Genomic DNA, 16,019 nt, shown 5'->3' on the forward strand with positions numbered 1-16,019 from the left:
ATGCAGATCATCCCACCTCATCCGTATGCGAATCGGCTGGCTCAGGACTTGTTCGATGCGCTCTGGCTGGAAAACCTTTACGATTTTCGCGGGCATTGCATCCTGCATCCGGAGGCCGATGGAAAAGCAGTTATGGAAATTGCGCTTGACGAAACGCGGTCGTTACGCTGGCAGGGGCAAAAGGCAAATGGTTTGCGCCCGTTTCGGGTGCAGGGTTCCAACGCGGTTTTGCATACAAATACGAATACGGCGACCAACCTCGAGCTCAGCAGGATTGTCGAGGTCTTGCAGACCGCAGACTGGTGGAGTGACGGGACAGGCCGTTTTTCGCGGTTCTTCACACTTGCCTATGACCAGGCCGCGTTTGCGGCAGTGCATGAGCAAAATATCCTGGAAAGTCTCATGGCTGCGCCCGAAGACTTGCTGCCCTGGGAAGCGTTGAGCTGCCTTAAAGACCGGCCGTTTCATCCCCTGGCCCGTGCCAAGGATTGGAATGGTGACCATGGCTATGGCTATGCCACGGAAACAATGGCAGCGCTTCCGCTTCACTGGGTTGCGGTACCGCGAGATCAAATAGTAAGCGGACCGGCGGCTCCACTCGCCGGTCAGCCTCTGGCGGAGCGCCTGCTCGATCCTGGCCAACGCGACAGGCTGACTCAGGCCGCTCGCGCCTCCCATGCCGATGGCGAGAACTGGCTATGGATGCCGGTTCATCCATGGCAGTGGGCCTGGCTCAACCGATCGATTCCCCTGAAGCTCAGCGAGTGCATTTATCTGAGTATCGGGCCTGGTACGGCGACTCCCACTGCGTCGTTGCGTTCGCTTGCCGTCACAGGAAACCCCGGCACGCATCTGAAGCTCGCACTCTCTGTTCGTACGCTGGGAGCAACTCGCGCCCTGCCGCCACGGTATCTACATAACGGCACACTTGCCAGTGCTTGCCTGGAATCCTTGCGTCGACGCGACGACTGGCTGGCGGCTCACCTGTTGCTGTGCGATGAGGATCAATGGTGGGCATTGAGCCAATGCGACGCGCTCGAATCCGAATCGGGCGAACTGGCTTGCATGATTCGCCGCTATCCAACACTCCCCGGCGCCACACTGATCCCGATGGCGGCGCTGCCGGCGGTATTGGCTGACGGCAAGTTGCTGGCATTTGATCACTTGATCGGTTCCTCAGCGCCGGAAGAAGCCGCCTGGCGCCTGTTCGGCGACATTGCCGGGGCTTTACTCGAGCTGGGACTGCGCTGTTTTGCACGCGGCGTCATGCCGGAATTGCATGGGCAGAATGTATTGCTGGCCTTCGAGGGCCAGCAAGTTGCCGCGCTGATGCTGCGTGACCATGACACTTTGCGCGTGTGCTGCCCATTGATGCAGGCCCAGGGTGTCACGATCCCGGACTACGTAATCGATCGCAGCACGCCTAATACACTGGAACTGCATACACCGCGGGAACTGCTGGCTTATCTGCAAACCCTGGCGATCGAGGTCAATCTGTATGCGATTCTCGCTGCGCTGGCCACCTATTATGGACGGGACGAAGCGCATGGCTGGGGTATTGTCCGCCAAGCGCTCGAAACCTGTCTGGCACGCGTTCCGCTGCCGGTTGAAATCGCCGGCGAGACAAGAAAAATGTTGCTGGAGGAGGCGGAGTGGCCCTTCAAGCAATTGCTTGCTCCGCTATTCAATATCACAAGTTTCGGCACGGGCATGCCCAGCGCCATGGGGCGTCTGCCTAATCCCTTGTTGGCCGGCAGTCCGTCGTGGCCGAAGATGACAGACAGGCACCATGATAACAGGCATGAATAATCTCACGTTGCTATTGGTCTGCCAGGCCGTTACCACGCTTGGGCTGATGGTCTTCGTACCCATCATGCCGTTGTATATTGCAACGCTGGAACAGATGGATGCCGCGGGGGCCGCGCACTGGAGCAGCCTTGCACTGGCGGCGCCCGCCGTTGGTACGCTGTGCTTCGCTCCTTACGTGGGCACGTGCTGCGATCGTTTCGGCTACAAGCGAATGCTGCTGGCATCGTTGGCCGTATTCACCGCCAGCATGCTGCTGATGGCGCTGAGCCCGGGTGTGCACGGCTTCATGCTGGGCCGTTTGCTGCAAGGCATAAGTACCATAGGCGTGGTGCTCACCGCCTTCATTGGCTATGTCAGCGATGAAACTTCACGGGGGCGCTCGCTGGGTTTGCAGGAAAGCGCCATTGCGTGCGGGGCGCTGGCAGGGCCGTTATTGGGCGGGATGATGCTGGACTATTGGTCGCTCAAGCCGTTGCTTCTGACGAGTGCCGTATTTACGGGTGTAGCTGGCGGACTACTGTGGACCCAACTCAGCGAGCCGCGAAAAGTCGCAGGAATTTCCGCCTTGCCCTTTTCCGGGTTGCGTACCGTGCTGGGCGACAGCAACCTGCGCAACTGGATGCTTGCAGCATGCTTTATTCAGGCGGCTGCATTCGCCTTTGTCAATGTCTTCGCACTCTATCTGACGGCGCGTTTCCCTGCTGCCGAGGCAATGGCCAGCAAGATCGGGTTCCTGCACGCGCTGGGCTGGCTTGCGACCATGCTGGCCGCTCCGTTGTGGGGCCGCCTGAACGATCGCGGTGAACCGCGACGCTACTTCGCGTTCGCTGCCATGGGGTGCGCACTATCGAGCGGTTTACTGATCCTTATCGATCAGATCTGGATCGTCGCGCTGTTGCGTATAACCCAGGGCGCCTGTTACGCGGCGTTGATGCAGTCGGTGTTACTGGCTTGCAGCCGCCAGCTACCCATCTCGGCATACGGTTATGTGACGGGATTAAGCAGGAGCTTCATGGTCGTCGGCCAACTGGTGGGCCCGTTACTCATTTTATTCCTGCTGCCGTTTCTTTCCCCCATCGATCTTATCTGGCCTGTTGCCGTGCTGTTCTTCGCGGGCGGGTTACTGGTTTTTAGCGATCGTACAGCTCGCTTTTCATTTGCGGAGTTAAAAAAATGATTCCGATGCCTTCACATCTGCTGGAAATGGCGCCGATAGAGCGGCGCCTGGTGGAGCAGTATGTCAACACCTATTGCCGGGAAACAGGCTTTTTCGATCCACGTCTCGCAGCGGATGACGCTGGGCCCGCCGAACTTCATTCGCATATTGAGGCCTGGCGCGCCGCTGGCTCAGCGCCGTATCTGGTTTCGCTTGCAAAAACAGAGTACCAGCTAGCGGGGGCGTTTACCTACTTTTCGCCAGTTGGCTACCACCGCTTGGCGCCATTTGCCTGGATTGGACGGCGCGGTAATTGGCAACCCCTGACAACAGATGCGGCGTTGCTGGCTGATCTGATCGCCGACGCGCTCGCTGCAGCCGCCGATCAGCCTGCGGAAACGGCCGATCACAGCCGACGTCGGTTAAAAACGCTGATGCGAAACAGCATAGCCCAGGTCCGCCGCTTCCATTTGCATAAACCCGCCAGGGAATGCTCGCCTTTCCTCTCTGCCGAGCAGGGACTGCGCTTTGGTCACATTTTTCATGTTACTTCCAAGGCCGCGGAAGGTTTCAGCGAGGAAGACATGCAACGCTACGCGCCTGAACTGGGCGCATCATTTCGCCTGCACTACTTTGCGGTCGCGGCCGGCATGCTGGAGACCCGTGTTATCGATGGGAAGCAGCCCGCAGTCGATCCGGAAGTTACATCGTTCGTCCGCGATCTGCTTGCGCACGGCGATTACCAGTTCTTGCCTTGCCATCCCTGGCAAGCCAATTATTTGCTGGGTCTGCCCGACATCAGCGCGCTGATAAATCAAGGAATGCTGATTTCGCTCGGCCCGATGGGTGAAGTGGCGTGGCCCACATCTTCGGTGCGTACCGTCTGGCTACCCCGCCAAAATTTGTTTCTCAAGCTGTCGCTCAATATCCGTATCACCAACTTCATACGCAACAACCCATCCGAGCAGGTCAGGCGGGCGCTGGATGCCAGCCTCGCTCTGTCGTTACTACCGCGTCATATCTTCGAACAATCGGCATTTCGCATTCTTCCCGAATTGGCGAGCCAGACGCTGAGGCTGCCGGATGAGACCTTGCGCGCGGCTTGTGCGGTGATATACCGGCAGGCGATGCCAGCAAGCGAGGCGGAGCACGTCCGGACAATCGTGGCGGTACTGGAAGAGCCTGCCGATGGAGAAATTCCGATGCTCGCCTTGTTGCGGCTGTCTGCCAGAGGAAAGCCGCCCAGCGAGGGATTGATACGCATGTGGTGGAAATGCTACCTGGATGTCACCCTGTTGCCGTTGCTGCATCTCTTTCTGGAGCATGGCATCAGCCTTGAAGCCCACCTGCAGAATACCCTGATCGCCTTCCACGATGGCTGGCCGTCTTGTGGCTATGCGCGAGATATGGAGGGCGTGAGCATCAGCCGCGCACGTTTCCAATTCCTCGATCGCCTGCCTGGCGACAGCCCGGTTCTCTACGCGGAGGAGCAGGCCTGGCACCGCTTCCAGTATTACGTGCTGGTTAATCATATAGGCCATGTGGCTGCCTGTCTGGCTCGCACCGGGCTGACTACCGAGCCGGCATTGTGGCGCGACACCGCATTGATGTTGAGCTCGATCGACGACCCATTGATACGCCGATTGCTCACACAGCCGACCTTGCCGGCAAAAGCCAACATGCTCAGCAGTTTCCACCAGCATGGGGAATGCCCATCATGGGTTGAGATACCCAATCCGCTGATTACAAAAGTAAACCAATGAATTCACTCGACTATGAAAACCTGATTAATAGTCCGGCTTACCGCCAGGCGAGCCGACGCGTATTACGCCAACTGCTGGAGGCGCTGCTGTTTGAGCGTGCTGTACCGCATTGCACCTGGGATGGCGAAACACTGAATTTGCCGGGGCTCCGTGCGGATAACGTTCCCGTCAGATATCAATGCCAGGCCCGCCAAACCATGAGCTTTGGCCGCGTACGCATCACCACGCCACTACTGCGCATCGATAGCGGCGTTACCCATGAAGCCTGCGACCCCGCGCTGTTCCTGGCGGAAATTGCCCCCTGGCTGGTTGCCGACGAACTACGGCTGAGCCAATTCGCATCCGAACTGCTGGCTACGCAGATCAAGGATGCACAAACATTATCCGCACACAACGGCAAGCCGTTGCGCGATGCGGACTATGACACGCTGGAAGCAAGGCTGACCGATGGGCATCTATATCATCCGGTCTACAAGTCGCGGATAGGCTTCACACTTGATGAAAATAAAATGTACGCACCCGAAATCGCGACCTCGGTAGCGCCGCTGCTGCTCGCCGTACGCCGTGATCGTTGCCGCTGGGCGGTTAGTAAAACGCTGAATAATGATGCGGAAAGGGGGGTTGTGCTACTGGGTGAGCCCGGCTGGCAGTACTTTTGCGATCAATTATCCCGGCGCTCGTTGCAGCCTGACGATTATCTGCCGCTACCGGTTCATCCATGGCAATGGGACGAAGTTGTTCTACCCGGCTATCACCAGGCCTTGGCGCGAGGCGAACTGCTTGCGCTCGGCGTGCTGCCTGACCGGTATCTGCCTCAGCAATCGATCCGTACCTTAAGTAATTTGAGCGACCGCAACCGTTTGTCGCTCAAGCTTTCGATGAGCCTCGTCAATACGTCCACCTCGCGGGTACTGGCGCCGCACACCGTGCAGAATGCACCTGTCATCAGCGACTGGTTGCATGGGTTGGCGGAGCGAACCGACTGGTCATTGCCCCTGGCGTGCCCCGTGCTGTTGAAAGAGGTCGCTGGCGTGAGTTTCACGCCGGTGGCCATGGCTCACGGCCAGTACGGCGCGTTATCGTGCATCTGGCGCGAAAGCGTGCATAACTATTTGCGTCCGGGTGAAAGAGCGGTGCCGATGACCGCCGTCATGCATATCGATATCGACGGAAGGCCCTTCATTGATCCCTGGGTTCGGCGCCATGGGCCCGAGCAATGGCTAAAGCGACTGGTGGAGCGGGCATACTTGCCGGTACTGCATCTGCTTTGGGAACATGGGACCGCATTGGAGTCGCATGCCCAGAATATGGTCCTGCTGGTGGAAGAGGGGCTACCGGCGCGCGTAGCACTCAAGGACTTCCACGATGGGGTACGCTTCAGCAGAGCGCTATTATCCGCGCCTGCGCCCGTGCTTACCGCACCGCCGCCCGAGCATGTGCAGATCAATCCAAATTCCTTTCTTGAAAGCGAAAACGCCGAGGAATTACGGGATTTCACCTTCGATGCGCTTTTTTTCGTCAATCTGGCGGAACTGGCCTGGCTGTTCCTGCGCCACTACGGTATAGCGGAAAAACAGTTCTGGCAAATTACCTGCGAAGTGTTGCAGGCGCACCAGAAACGCCATCCCCAGAGTGAGGCGCGTTATTCGCTGTTCGACTGTTTTGCCGATGAGGTGGGTGTCGAGTTACTTGCCAGCCGGCGCTTCCAGTCCGAGATCCGGTTACGTACGCGGTCAACGCAAAACCCCCTTGCAAAAGTCGAGGAACCGTCATGCGTCTGAAGAAGCGCCTGGAAGCGGACGATATCGTCTATGGCTTGTTCTGTTCCACCCCCGCCGCGCTGAGCGTGGAAATAATCGCAGCGGCCGGCTATGACTTCGTTGTGATCGATCTGGAACATACACTGATCAGCTCAGGGCAACTCGCCGCAATGCTGCTGGCAGCCCGCGCCAACAGCATTGCGGCGCTGGTCCGGGTAGCGTCGCCTCATCAGATTCTTCAGGTACTGGATGCCGGCGCGGAAGGCGTTGTATTTCCGCATATCCGCTCGGCGCAGGAAGCACGGGATGCGGTGCGCCTTTGCCATTTCGCTCCACTCGGGGAGCGTGGCTTGAACGCTACCTTGCATACCCGTTACGGCCGCGATGACCTCGCCGGGTTCACGAGTACCGCACGAGAATGCACCCTGATGGTAGCGATGATCGAAGATCGCGAAGGGATGGACAATGTCAATGAAATTGCGGCGGTGGAAGGGGTGGACGTATTGCTGGCGGGTGCGGCGGATCTCTCGCAATCGCTGGGCCTGCCCTGGCAAACCAGTCATCCGGACGTACGTGAAGCGGTATCACTTGTTCGTGCCGCGGCTGAACACCACAATAAGATGTTTTGCGCCCTGCCTCGGATACCGGGGGACTTCGAATCCGATTATCGCAGCTCGGTTCGCATGTTCATTCTTGGCGATGATCGCGGTATTGCGCGGCGCGCCATGGCCTCGCATCTGGTAAAGCACCAGGCCACGGTGCTTTACCAATGAACCCGCAACGCTTGCACGACTATCTGCATAGCCGAGCGCGATCCGAGTTACAGCCCCACTGGCAGCCGGATCTTAAGCCCATATGCGCCTATATTTATGATCTGGCGCATTTGCGCCGGCGTGCCGACATGCTGCGCCGCAGCCTGCCTTCACCGTGCCAGCTCTTTTACGCCATCAAAGCTAATAGCGACGAGCCGGTATTGAAGGCGCTGCTCAACCACACCGACGGCTTCGAAGTGGCATCACTGGGCGAAATCCAGCGTGTGCGCGCCATCGATGATGCCGTTCCCGTCGTATTCGGCGGCCCCGGCAAAAGTGACGCAGAACTGGAGGGTGCACTCCATCACCGAGTCATGCTGATCCATGTGGAAAGTGAGCATCAGTTGCGGCGACTCGACTGGATCGCGCGATGCCGTCACGAAGTAGCGGATATTCTGCTTCGCGTGAATCCGGCCCATGTGCCGCAAGAGGCAACATTGCGCATGGGCGGGCAGGCAACCCAGTTTGGCATTGAAGAGGCGCAAATCCCCGCGCTGCTTGAGCTCATCCGCACCCTGCCGGGCATTCGGCTCAAGGGTCTGCACATTCATGCCATTTCCAACAACCTGAATCCGGATACCCACCTCGCCCTGATGGAACATTACTTTGACCTGGCGGAGGCGTGGCAGCGCCACTATGGGCTGAAGTTCGACTGGTTGAATGTCGGCGGCGGCATTGGGGTCAATTATGCCGATCCGGATTTGTCTTTCGATTGGGAAAGCTTCTGCGCAGGCCTTTCGGCGCTCATCGCCACGCGCCAGCCGGGGTTTAAGGTTGTATTCGAGTGCGGACGTTTTCTCGCCGCTGACTGCGGTTGTTACATGAGCGAAGTCATTGACGTGAAAACCGCCTACGGCAAACACTTCGCCATCCTCCGCGGGGGCTCCCACCACTTCCGGCTGCCGGTTTCATGGCAGCACAACCATCCTTTCATGATATTGGAGCGCGAAAGCTGGCATTACCCTTTTTCGCGCCCTTCGGTTCGCGATGCACCTGTCACGCTTTGCGGCGAGCTATGCACGCCGAAGGACACCCTTGCACGCGATGTCCATGTCAAACAGCTTCGAGCCGGGGATTGTGTCGCCTTCCTGCTGGCCGGAGCCTATGGCTGGCATATCTCCCATCACGATTTTTTAAGCCACCCTCATCCCGAACGTGTGTTTCTGGACAATTGTTAAAAAGGACTCGCGATGCTCTGTTCCCTCCCTATTCATTTTGTACACGTCAAGCGGGTTCGCCCGAATGAGTGCCACTATTCCAATCACGCGGTGACCCTGGCGGATACCATTTTGCGCGAACAGCTCTGGCGCATCCCCATCGCTGTGGAACGCACCAGTCTGGCTGTCATGGATGGTCACCACCGCCTGGAGGCCGCGCGCCAGCTCAGGCTGAAGTATATCCCCTGCCTGCTGCTCGACTATGACTGCGTGAAGGTGGATGCGACACGCCAGGGCTACCTGGTCAATCCGCATGAGATCGTCCGTCGTGCCAGAACCGGGGAGTTATACCCCCCTAAAACTACCCACCACCGGTTTTCATCGCCGTTTCCCATTTGCAACATTTCGGTGCCGTTGCTACAGGATCCGGCTGTCATATCTTCTTTACCTGTATCCACGCGTTTCATGTCTCGCTATGAAACCAGCATGATGGCGGCGACGGATGAGCAACATTCGGTCACGGATTTATCGTGGGGCGTAAATTCAGGTTCATCGAGAGGCAGCCGGCATCATGAAAATTAATTTGTACCCGGCAATCGTTGCACTGTCATTGACTTCCTGGATTCAGCAGGCAGAAGCCGAGACCCCGTCCAGTGGTCAATCCGACGCAGGGAAAAAGCTGCCGGCCGTAATCGTGACCGGCGAGCGCACAGGGAGTTTCAACTCCGATTCCGTTCAGGTCGGAACATTCCGGGATATGGCGCCAATCGATGTGCCACAGACAAGTAATGTAGTCACACGGGAAGTGCTAGATGCACAGGCCATAACCGGTGTATTTGGCGCCTTGCGCAATACGGCGGGTGTTACGCGTTCGCAATTGAACGGTTCGACTTACGACAATATTGCGATTCGCGGTATTCTCGTGGAAAACCGCAGCAATTATCGCCTCAACGGATCTCTGCCGATCATCAACCTGATCGATATCCCGATGGAGAACAAGGAGCGCGTCGAGGTGCTCAAAGGCGCCTCATCGCTATATTATGGTTTCGTGCCGCCATCCGGCATTGTCAACCTGGTAACCAAACGTGCGGGCAAGGATCCCGTTACAAATGTTTCGTTGATGGCAAATATGTATGGTGGCGCCAACACGCATATCGATCTGGGGCGGCGCTTCGGCAGCGAGCAGCAGTTCGGGGCGCGCATTAATCTTCTCGCCGGGCGCGAGGATATCGGCATTCACAATTTCTCCGGGCACCGTGCTTTGATGTCGGGCGCCTTTGACTGGCGTATCACCGATAAACTTTCCGTCAAGTTTGATGTGGAGCATTACCGTAAGGAGGTTTCCGAGCAAGCGGCGATACAGGCCCTTCCAGCGGTCAATGGCGTGATCACATTACCCCCTATTCCGAATGCCCGTCGTAATCTTGCTGGGGAATGGCAGAAGTATGACGCCGAGGCAACCAACCTGCTGCTGCGCGCTGATTATGCAATAAGCGACAATTGGGGAGTGCTATTCGAGATCGGTAAAGCGCAAACCAGGCGGGACCGCAATTTCTCCCAATTCCAGAATTACAACCTTGGCACCGGCGAGGGAACCTTGCGCACTTTCTTCAATCGGGGCCAGCATTGGGATAATCAAAATATTCGCGCCGAAGTATTCGGACGCTTTCCGGGCCAGGCCATTACCCATGAGGTATCCGTGGGTTTTACCGGCAACGAGCGCAGCCAGGACCCCCGCACCTCATCCACATTCGATACTACCCAGAATCTGTATAACCCCATTGATATTGCGCGGCAGTCTCCCACTATGCCATTTAGCGCAAACCGATCAAAAATAACGGATCTGGGCTTGTATATATCCGATCGAATCTTGATTGGGGGCAGGTTGCAAGTCATGTTGGGGGTACGCAGCAGTTTTTATGAAAGTGTCGCTGCGACCACCCATTATAAGGCCGATAGGGTCAACCCCTCGTTGTCCTTGATGTATAAGCCCATTCCCAACGTGTCGATATATGCTAGCTACATTGAAGGGGTCGAGGAAAGCGGGCAGGCGCCCGCCAATCGCGCCAATAATGGGGAGATCCTGGCGCCGGCGGTGTCGAAGCAAAAGGAAGTGGGCGTCAAGGCGCTTGTCGCGCAGGGCATATTGCTTCAAGTAGCGTACTTCGACATCAAGCGCGCCTCGACCACGGTTGACGTGCCCACCAATCGTTTTGTTCTCAACGGCATGGCCCGGTATAGCGGCTTCGAGTTGTCGGCCTCGGGTGAGGTGACGAAGCAGTTATCGCTCATCGGCTCGGCCCTATTCATGGAGGCGGAACAATTGAACAGAGCCAATGCCGAGACTTTCGGCAAGATACCGGATAACACGCCGCAGCGCACGGCCAGCCTCTTTGCCGAGTACCGCCTGACCAGCATACCTGGACTGGCGCTCAGCAGCGGCGTGCATTACGTGGGAAGGCGGCCCGTGAACAGCGCCAACCAGGCCTTCGTGGATGATTACGCGATACTCTCCCTGGGCGCACGCTACGCGACCCGTATTGCGGGCAAGCGCACCATGCTCCAGGCAGTCGTGGATAACGCGACCAACAGCAATTATTGGAGTACCGCAGGTAATGGATTGCTGGGCGTCGGCGCGCCCATCATGTTCAAAATTGCATCTCGGGTCGAATTCTGATTGCCGGGTTCCAAAAGGGTATTCGGGAAGCTGAACTCGTGAAGCAAAAACGCACCCTCTTGGGGTACCTAAATATCCAGATGAAGTATTCGTCATGAAAATACGAAGAATCGTCTTCAATGTTCATCTTTATATCGGGTTGGCGGCTGGGTTGTTCCTGGTACTGAGCGGCTTGACCGGTAGCATGATCGTGTTCCGAGAGGAGATCGAAGCGCTTTTACATCCCAAATTGATGGAAACCGCGGTGAGCGGCGAGCGGGTTCCTCTACAAACTGCGCTGAATGCGGCCAGGGAGGCATATCCTGACGACACGATTTTCTCTGTTCGCATGCCGCGCACGCCGCAGCAGACTTACCTGCTGAAAATGAACGAGCCGCATGGCTTATTCGTTTATGCGGATCCTTACAGCGGTAAGTTGCTTGGCGCCCATCGGCAGGAAGACACTTTCATGGGTTGGGTAGCCTTGGTGCATACCGAACTTCTGATTGGCGAGGCTGGTGAAACCATTCTCGGCGTTAGCGCCTTACTGCTGATTTGCATGAGCGTCACCGGTTTCTTCCTTTGGTGGCCGCCTAATGGAAAGGGAATAGGAAAGCTTGCGCGGGGCTTCAAGGTCGGTTGGTCTGCCCCATGGAAAAAAGTTCTTTTTGATCTGCACCGTGCGTCAGGCGTCTACACTATCGTTTTTCTCCTGATTATTGCCTTCACCGGTGTCTCCCTCGTTTTCAATAAGGTTGTAGTTGAGCTCACCAATTTTCTGACGGCGAGTGTGCCAAGAGCCGCCCCGCCTCATTCCGATCCTCTTGGCGCCGGAGGAGCAATTCTTCCGCTAGACGACCTGCTGCATCAGGCCGACCTCATCCTCTCCGGGCCTACTACCTGGATCAACCTTCCGCAAACGCCTGTGGCGCCTTTGGTTGTGCGCAAAAAGATGCCTGAGGAGTTTCATCCCAACGGGAGGAGCTTCATCTATTTCGATCAATACACCGGAGGCGTGCTGCGTACTGAAAATGCTCTGGCAGCGCCTTCAGGAACCCGGATTTATAACTTTTTTTATCCTCTCCATATCGGCGTGGCAGGGGGAACGTTCACCCGAATTTTGCAGGTGATCACAGGATTTTCACCTCTTGTGCTATTTGTTACCGGCTATCTCATGTGGAGGAATCGAACGAAAGCGAAAGCATATAAAGAGGCTTCTAAAAATCCGGCTCCCAACTCTGCCTTACTACGACATGATAAGTAGAGTTTCCCTGATGCGCTCAAGCCCATCCTACTCCTATTACCAAGGCCCAAAACCGATGTTCATGACATCCATGCCGGTCAGGTTATCCATCAGCCGCAAAGCTGCGACGGAAAAGCCTAAAACCCCATTAATATTATTGCCTTTGGGGTCTCGTTGAAATATAATGAGAACCGTTATCATTTCTTAAGATAAAGAAGAATTACTCTAAATCTCATGCCGTATCCCGGCGTATCGAACTAGGCGACAACCGCAATCTCATTCATCAGAATGAGATATGGAAGGCGTCATTCCGAGGCGATACGGTATTGAGAACCGGCTGCAAAGCCGAGAAATGATTTCACTGCCGCTGGGATAGGAGAAGTAGCGCCTAAACCAGCGGCATTCTTATAGCCAGCTAAGCATCCCCGTAAGCCAGCCAATTCTATCTAATCTACTGGAGATTATTGGCTGTGAAAAATAAATATAAAAGCAGCGCGAACATTGTTGCGTCCCGGCTTACCACCTGTTTGGCTAACGCTGATGAGCTCATGGAGATGCCCGTCTGTGCGATTCGCTCCGAAAACCACAACGTGGCACGAAAGCGCAATGGCAGGAAAGCAAAATCCAGTTTATACCGATCTTCCCTTGCAGCGGCAGTACAGGGTGCGCTACTTTTTCTTGGCGCTGCTGCCATAGCCTTGCCTCATGCGGCCTTTGCCGAGTCAGGCGTTGGCAACAGCACCCATGCGCAGCCATACAATATTTCTGCTGGCCCGCTGGAAGATGCTCTCAATCATTTTGCAAGGCAGACACGCGTCAAGCTTTCCTTCGCTGTCGCCGATGTTAAAGATGTCAAGACGCAAGGGCTAAACGGCAATTTTTCAGTGCAAGGCGGATTGAACCGTCTTCTGACTGGAAGCGGCCTCGAGGCGGTACCGCAGGCTAATGGGTACATTGTAAGGAAACTACCCGCGATAGGGGCAGATCAACCTGCGGCGCTACCGCCAATAAAAGTTTCTGCAAGCACTATAACCAGCCCGACCGATGGTTATATGGCCACAAAAAGTTTTAGCGCCACCCGAACCGATACCCCGCTGCGCGATGTACCCCAATCCATCACTGTTGTAACGCAGGAGATGATCAAGGATCAGACCATGCAGGGCATCGGCGACGTGGTGCGTTATGTGCCGGGTGTCAACACATCACAAGGGGAGGGTAATCGCGATACCGTGATTTTTCGTGGTAGCAGCTCGACAGGAGACTTTTATGTCGATGGGTTGCGCGATGACGTTCAGTATTTCCGCGATCTCTACAATGTAGACCGGGTCGAGGTCCTGAAAGGATCCAACGGGATGATTTTCGGGCGGGGCGGGGCGGGTGGCGTGATCAATCGCGTCATCAAGGAGGCCGGTTGGACACCCATTCGTGAAATTTCGGCGCAGTATGGATCCTTCAGCCATAAGCGGATTGCGGTCGATATCGGCCAACCCATCAACGACGTCGCGGCTTTCCGGCTCAACGCGATGTACGAACACTCGAACAGCTATCGTAACGGCGTCGACCTTGAGCGAGGCGGGGTCAATCCCACGTTTACATTTAAGCCGACTGCTCAAACCAAGGTCGTGCTGAGCGGGGAATACTTCTTCGATCGGCGTACCGCAGACCGCGGCATTCCTTCTTTCATGGGGCGCCCAGCCAATACGGATCGCTCGACCTTCTTCGGCAATGCGGAAAACAGCCCGACGAATGTCGACGCCTGGTCGCTGAATTCGCTCATCGAGCACAGGTTCGATAACAATCTTAAAGTCCGTAACCGTACCCGTTATGCCAGTTACGACAAGTTCTACCAGAACGTATTTGCCGGCAGTGCTGCTTCGGCCGAAGATGCTACGGGAACAGTGGCGATTTCGGCCTACAACAATGCAACCCAGCGCCAGAATCTTTTCACTCAGACAGACTTTCTGTACAACCTCGAAACTTGGGGTGTGAAGCATGAGTTCATGACGGGCGTGGAGTATGGCCGCCAAGTTTCGGACAACTTCCGCAATAGCGGTTTTTTCAGTACGCCTAATCGAGTATCCTTTCTTAACCCCACTTTTCTGGGCCCGGTCTCCTTCTCACAGAGCCCCACTGATGCCGATAATCACGGTGTGGTAGAGGTGGTGGGAATCTATTTACAGGATCAGATCACGCTTCTCCCCCAATTGAAGGCTGTTCTGGGCATACGCTACGATAATTTCGATGCGAATTTTGTCAATAATCGCAACGGGCAGCGGATACATACCAATGATGGACTGGTTTCGCCTCGGGTCGGATTGATATATAAACCGATCGAAGAAGTATCCATTTATGGCAACTACAGTCTGGCTTATGTACCGCGTGCGGGCGATCAGCTCAGTTCGTTAACGCTGAGCAACGCGGCGCTCAAGCCTGAAAGTTTCATGAACCTGGAACTGGGCGCCAAGTGGGATATCCGCCCTGATCTTGCATTGACCACGGCGCTGTATCAACTGGACCGCAGCAATGTAATTACTCAGGATCCCAGCGATCTCAGCCGGACAAACCTGGTCGATGGCCAGCGTTCCCGAGGGGCGGAGATAGGCTTGATGGGCCGCATCACTCCGCAGTGGAGCGTAATGGGGGGATATGCCTATACCGATGCGGAGATTAGCAAGGCGTTAGTCACCAGCACAGGGAGCACTACTCCGGCCGGTTCGGTTGTGGCACAAGTTCCCAAGCACACGGTTTCCATGTGGAACCGCTACGATTTCACACCGTTTATCGGGCTGGGTTTGGGCGTGATCCATCGCAGCAGCATGTATGCTGCAGTAGACAATACCGTGCTCCTGCCCGGCTTCACTCGACTGGATGCGGCCATGTTCGTCCGCCTCAACAAAACCCTGCGGGTCCAGGCAAATATCGAAAACATAGCCAATGTCAACTATGTTGCGTCAGCCAACAGCAATAACAACATAACACCCGGTGCGCCCCGCATTTTTCGCTTGACGGTCGTTGCCAACTTTTAGATTGGTTATGAATCATGAGCATAGGGGTCATGAGCATCTGAAACCGGACTTCATGAATGGGATGGCTATGTAAAAACCACGCATTGGTCCAACGCGATAAATGCCCCGAACCTCAGGTTTTTGTTTTCGAGTTAACACAAAAAAGCCTCCCGAAGGAGGCTTGGATAATCCTCTTATCCTTTGAAGACCGATTCCTGAGGTTGACTGGAAATTCAGGCGTTCCTGTTATTGCCCCGTCGCCGGACCATTGCGCCCATCAGCCCTAGGCCAGCCAGCAACATCGCATAGGATTCGGGTTCCGGCACCGAACTGACTGGAGAGTGTGCCGTCGTCGTATTCCAACCATCAGTATCCTTACGCGATCCTTATCGCGCATGCGGCATCTTCTTAAGCTTTGGGCGGCTGCTTAGCAACACCGCGTAACTTTACCATTGCTGCCATAACGCGCCTCCTGGCGCTCCCGGAAGAATTCCTGGTAAGACATGATCGACTTGTCCGGATGCGCATTTTTCATGTGGTCGACATAAGTACTGTATTCGGGCACGCCAACCATGAGCCGCATGCTCTGTCCCAGGTACTGAACCGTTCTGCTTACTTTATTTAGCATAAATGAACCCTTAGTTCTTGCCCCTTATGG

General features: G+C 55.9%; 12 protein-coding genes. 10 read left to right on the forward strand and 2 right to left on the reverse strand.

The window, feature by feature from the left end; genetic code table 11:
- From BUA28_RS04235 to BUA28_RS04280, 10 genes are all read left to right on the forward strand, one after another.
- Entirely contained in the window at positions 1-1,809 is a 1,809-nt protein-coding gene (locus BUA28_RS04235) for an IucA/IucC family protein (RefSeq protein WP_072766878.1), read from the forward strand.
- The gene (locus BUA28_RS04240; protein WP_256598230.1) at positions 1,802-2,986 is read left to right on the forward strand and encodes an MFS transporter; all 1,185 of its coding nucleotides are present in this window, start codon (positions 1,802-1,804) and stop codon (positions 2,984-2,986) included. Before BUA28_RS04235 ends, BUA28_RS04240 begins: the two co-directional genes overlap by 8 nt.
- Positions 2,983-4,728, forward strand: a complete 1,746-nt coding sequence (locus BUA28_RS04245; protein ID WP_256598231.1) for an IucA/IucC family protein — start codon at positions 2,983-2,985, stop codon at positions 4,726-4,728. The genes BUA28_RS04240 and BUA28_RS04245 overlap by 4 nt, the downstream gene beginning before the upstream one ends.
- A complete protein-coding gene (locus BUA28_RS04250) occupies positions 4,725-6,509 on the forward strand; it encodes an IucA/IucC family protein (protein ID WP_072766880.1) in 1,785 nt (594 codons plus the stop codon). The genes BUA28_RS04245 and BUA28_RS04250 overlap by 4 nt, the downstream gene beginning before the upstream one ends.
- Complete coding sequence (locus tag BUA28_RS04255) at positions 6,500-7,261, forward strand: HpcH/HpaI aldolase family protein (protein WP_072766881.1); 762 nt, start codon at positions 6,500-6,502, stop codon at positions 7,259-7,261. The genes BUA28_RS04250 and BUA28_RS04255 overlap by 10 nt, the downstream gene beginning before the upstream one ends.
- Complete coding sequence (locus tag BUA28_RS04260) at positions 7,258-8,478, forward strand: type III PLP-dependent enzyme (protein ID WP_083569866.1); 1,221 nt, start codon at positions 7,258-7,260, stop codon at positions 8,476-8,478. Before BUA28_RS04255 ends, BUA28_RS04260 begins: the two co-directional genes overlap by 4 nt.
- A 12-nt stretch (positions 8,479-8,490) precedes the next feature.
- Positions 8,491-9,039: a ParB N-terminal domain-containing protein gene (locus tag BUA28_RS04265; protein WP_083569867.1), complete on the forward strand. Its 549-nt coding sequence runs from the start codon at positions 8,491-8,493 to the stop codon at positions 9,037-9,039.
- Positions 9,029-11,134: a TonB-dependent siderophore receptor gene (locus tag BUA28_RS04270; RefSeq protein WP_072766883.1), complete on the forward strand. Its 2,106-nt coding sequence runs from the start codon at positions 9,029-9,031 to the stop codon at positions 11,132-11,134. Before BUA28_RS04265 ends, BUA28_RS04270 begins: the two co-directional genes overlap by 11 nt.
- Before the next feature lie 94 nt (positions 11,135-11,228).
- Entirely contained in the window at positions 11,229-12,377 is a 1,149-nt protein-coding gene (locus BUA28_RS04275; RefSeq protein ID WP_072766884.1) for a PepSY-associated TM helix domain-containing protein, read from the forward strand.
- A 449-nt stretch (positions 12,378-12,826) separates the two neighbouring features.
- Positions 12,827-15,382 (forward strand): TonB-dependent siderophore receptor, encoded by a 2,556-nt coding sequence (locus BUA28_RS04280; protein ID WP_256598232.1) that lies wholly within the window; start codon positions 12,827-12,829, stop codon positions 15,380-15,382.
- 212 nt (positions 15,383-15,594) lie between these two features.
- On the opposite strand, the gene BUA28_RS04285 is transcribed toward BUA28_RS04280, so the two are convergent.
- Both BUA28_RS04285 and BUA28_RS04290 read right to left on the reverse strand, forming a co-directional pair.
- Entirely contained in the window at positions 15,595-15,687 is a 93-nt protein-coding gene (locus tag BUA28_RS04285; RefSeq protein ID WP_143148431.1) for a PEPxxWA-CTERM sorting domain-containing protein, read from the reverse strand.
- A gap of 101 nt (positions 15,688-15,788) precedes the next feature.
- Positions 15,789-15,989 carry a YbdD/YjiX family protein gene (locus tag BUA28_RS04290; protein ID WP_072766885.1) on the reverse strand — a complete coding sequence of 67 codons (201 nt, stop codon included), beginning with the start codon at positions 15,987-15,989 and terminating at the stop codon, positions 15,789-15,791.
- Positions 15,990-16,019: the final 30 nt, after the last annotated feature.

This window comes from Nitrosospira sp. Nsp11, from assembly GCF_900142705.1.
Taxonomy (GTDB): Bacteria; Pseudomonadota; Gammaproteobacteria; order Burkholderiales; family Nitrosomonadaceae; genus Nitrosospira.

Coding starts and splice junctions, on each gene's coding strand:
- BUA28_RS04235 (WP_072766878.1), top strand. CDS start 1: ATGCAGATCATCCCACCTCATCCGTATGCGAATCGGCTGGCTCAGGAC.
- BUA28_RS04240 (WP_256598230.1), top strand. CDS start 1,802: ATGAATAATCTCACGTTGCTATTGGTCTGCCAGGCCGTTACCACGCTT.
- BUA28_RS04245 (WP_256598231.1), top strand. CDS start 2,983: ATGATTCCGATGCCTTCACATCTGCTGGAAATGGCGCCGATAGAGCGG.
- BUA28_RS04250 (WP_072766880.1), top strand. CDS start 4,725: ATGAATTCACTCGACTATGAAAACCTGATTAATAGTCCGGCTTACCGC.
- BUA28_RS04255 (WP_072766881.1), top strand. CDS start 6,500: ATGCGTCTGAAGAAGCGCCTGGAAGCGGACGATATCGTCTATGGCTTG.
- BUA28_RS04260 (WP_083569866.1), top strand. CDS start 7,258: ATGAACCCGCAACGCTTGCACGACTATCTGCATAGCCGAGCGCGATCC.
- BUA28_RS04265 (WP_083569867.1), top strand. CDS start 8,491: ATGCTCTGTTCCCTCCCTATTCATTTTGTACACGTCAAGCGGGTTCGC.
- BUA28_RS04270 (WP_072766883.1), top strand. CDS start 9,029: ATGAAAATTAATTTGTACCCGGCAATCGTTGCACTGTCATTGACTTCC.
- BUA28_RS04275 (WP_072766884.1), top strand. CDS start 11,229: ATGAAAATACGAAGAATCGTCTTCAATGTTCATCTTTATATCGGGTTG.
- BUA28_RS04290 (WP_072766885.1), bottom strand. CDS start 15,989: ATGCTAAATAAAGTAAGCAGAACGGTTCAGTACCTGGGACAGAGCATG.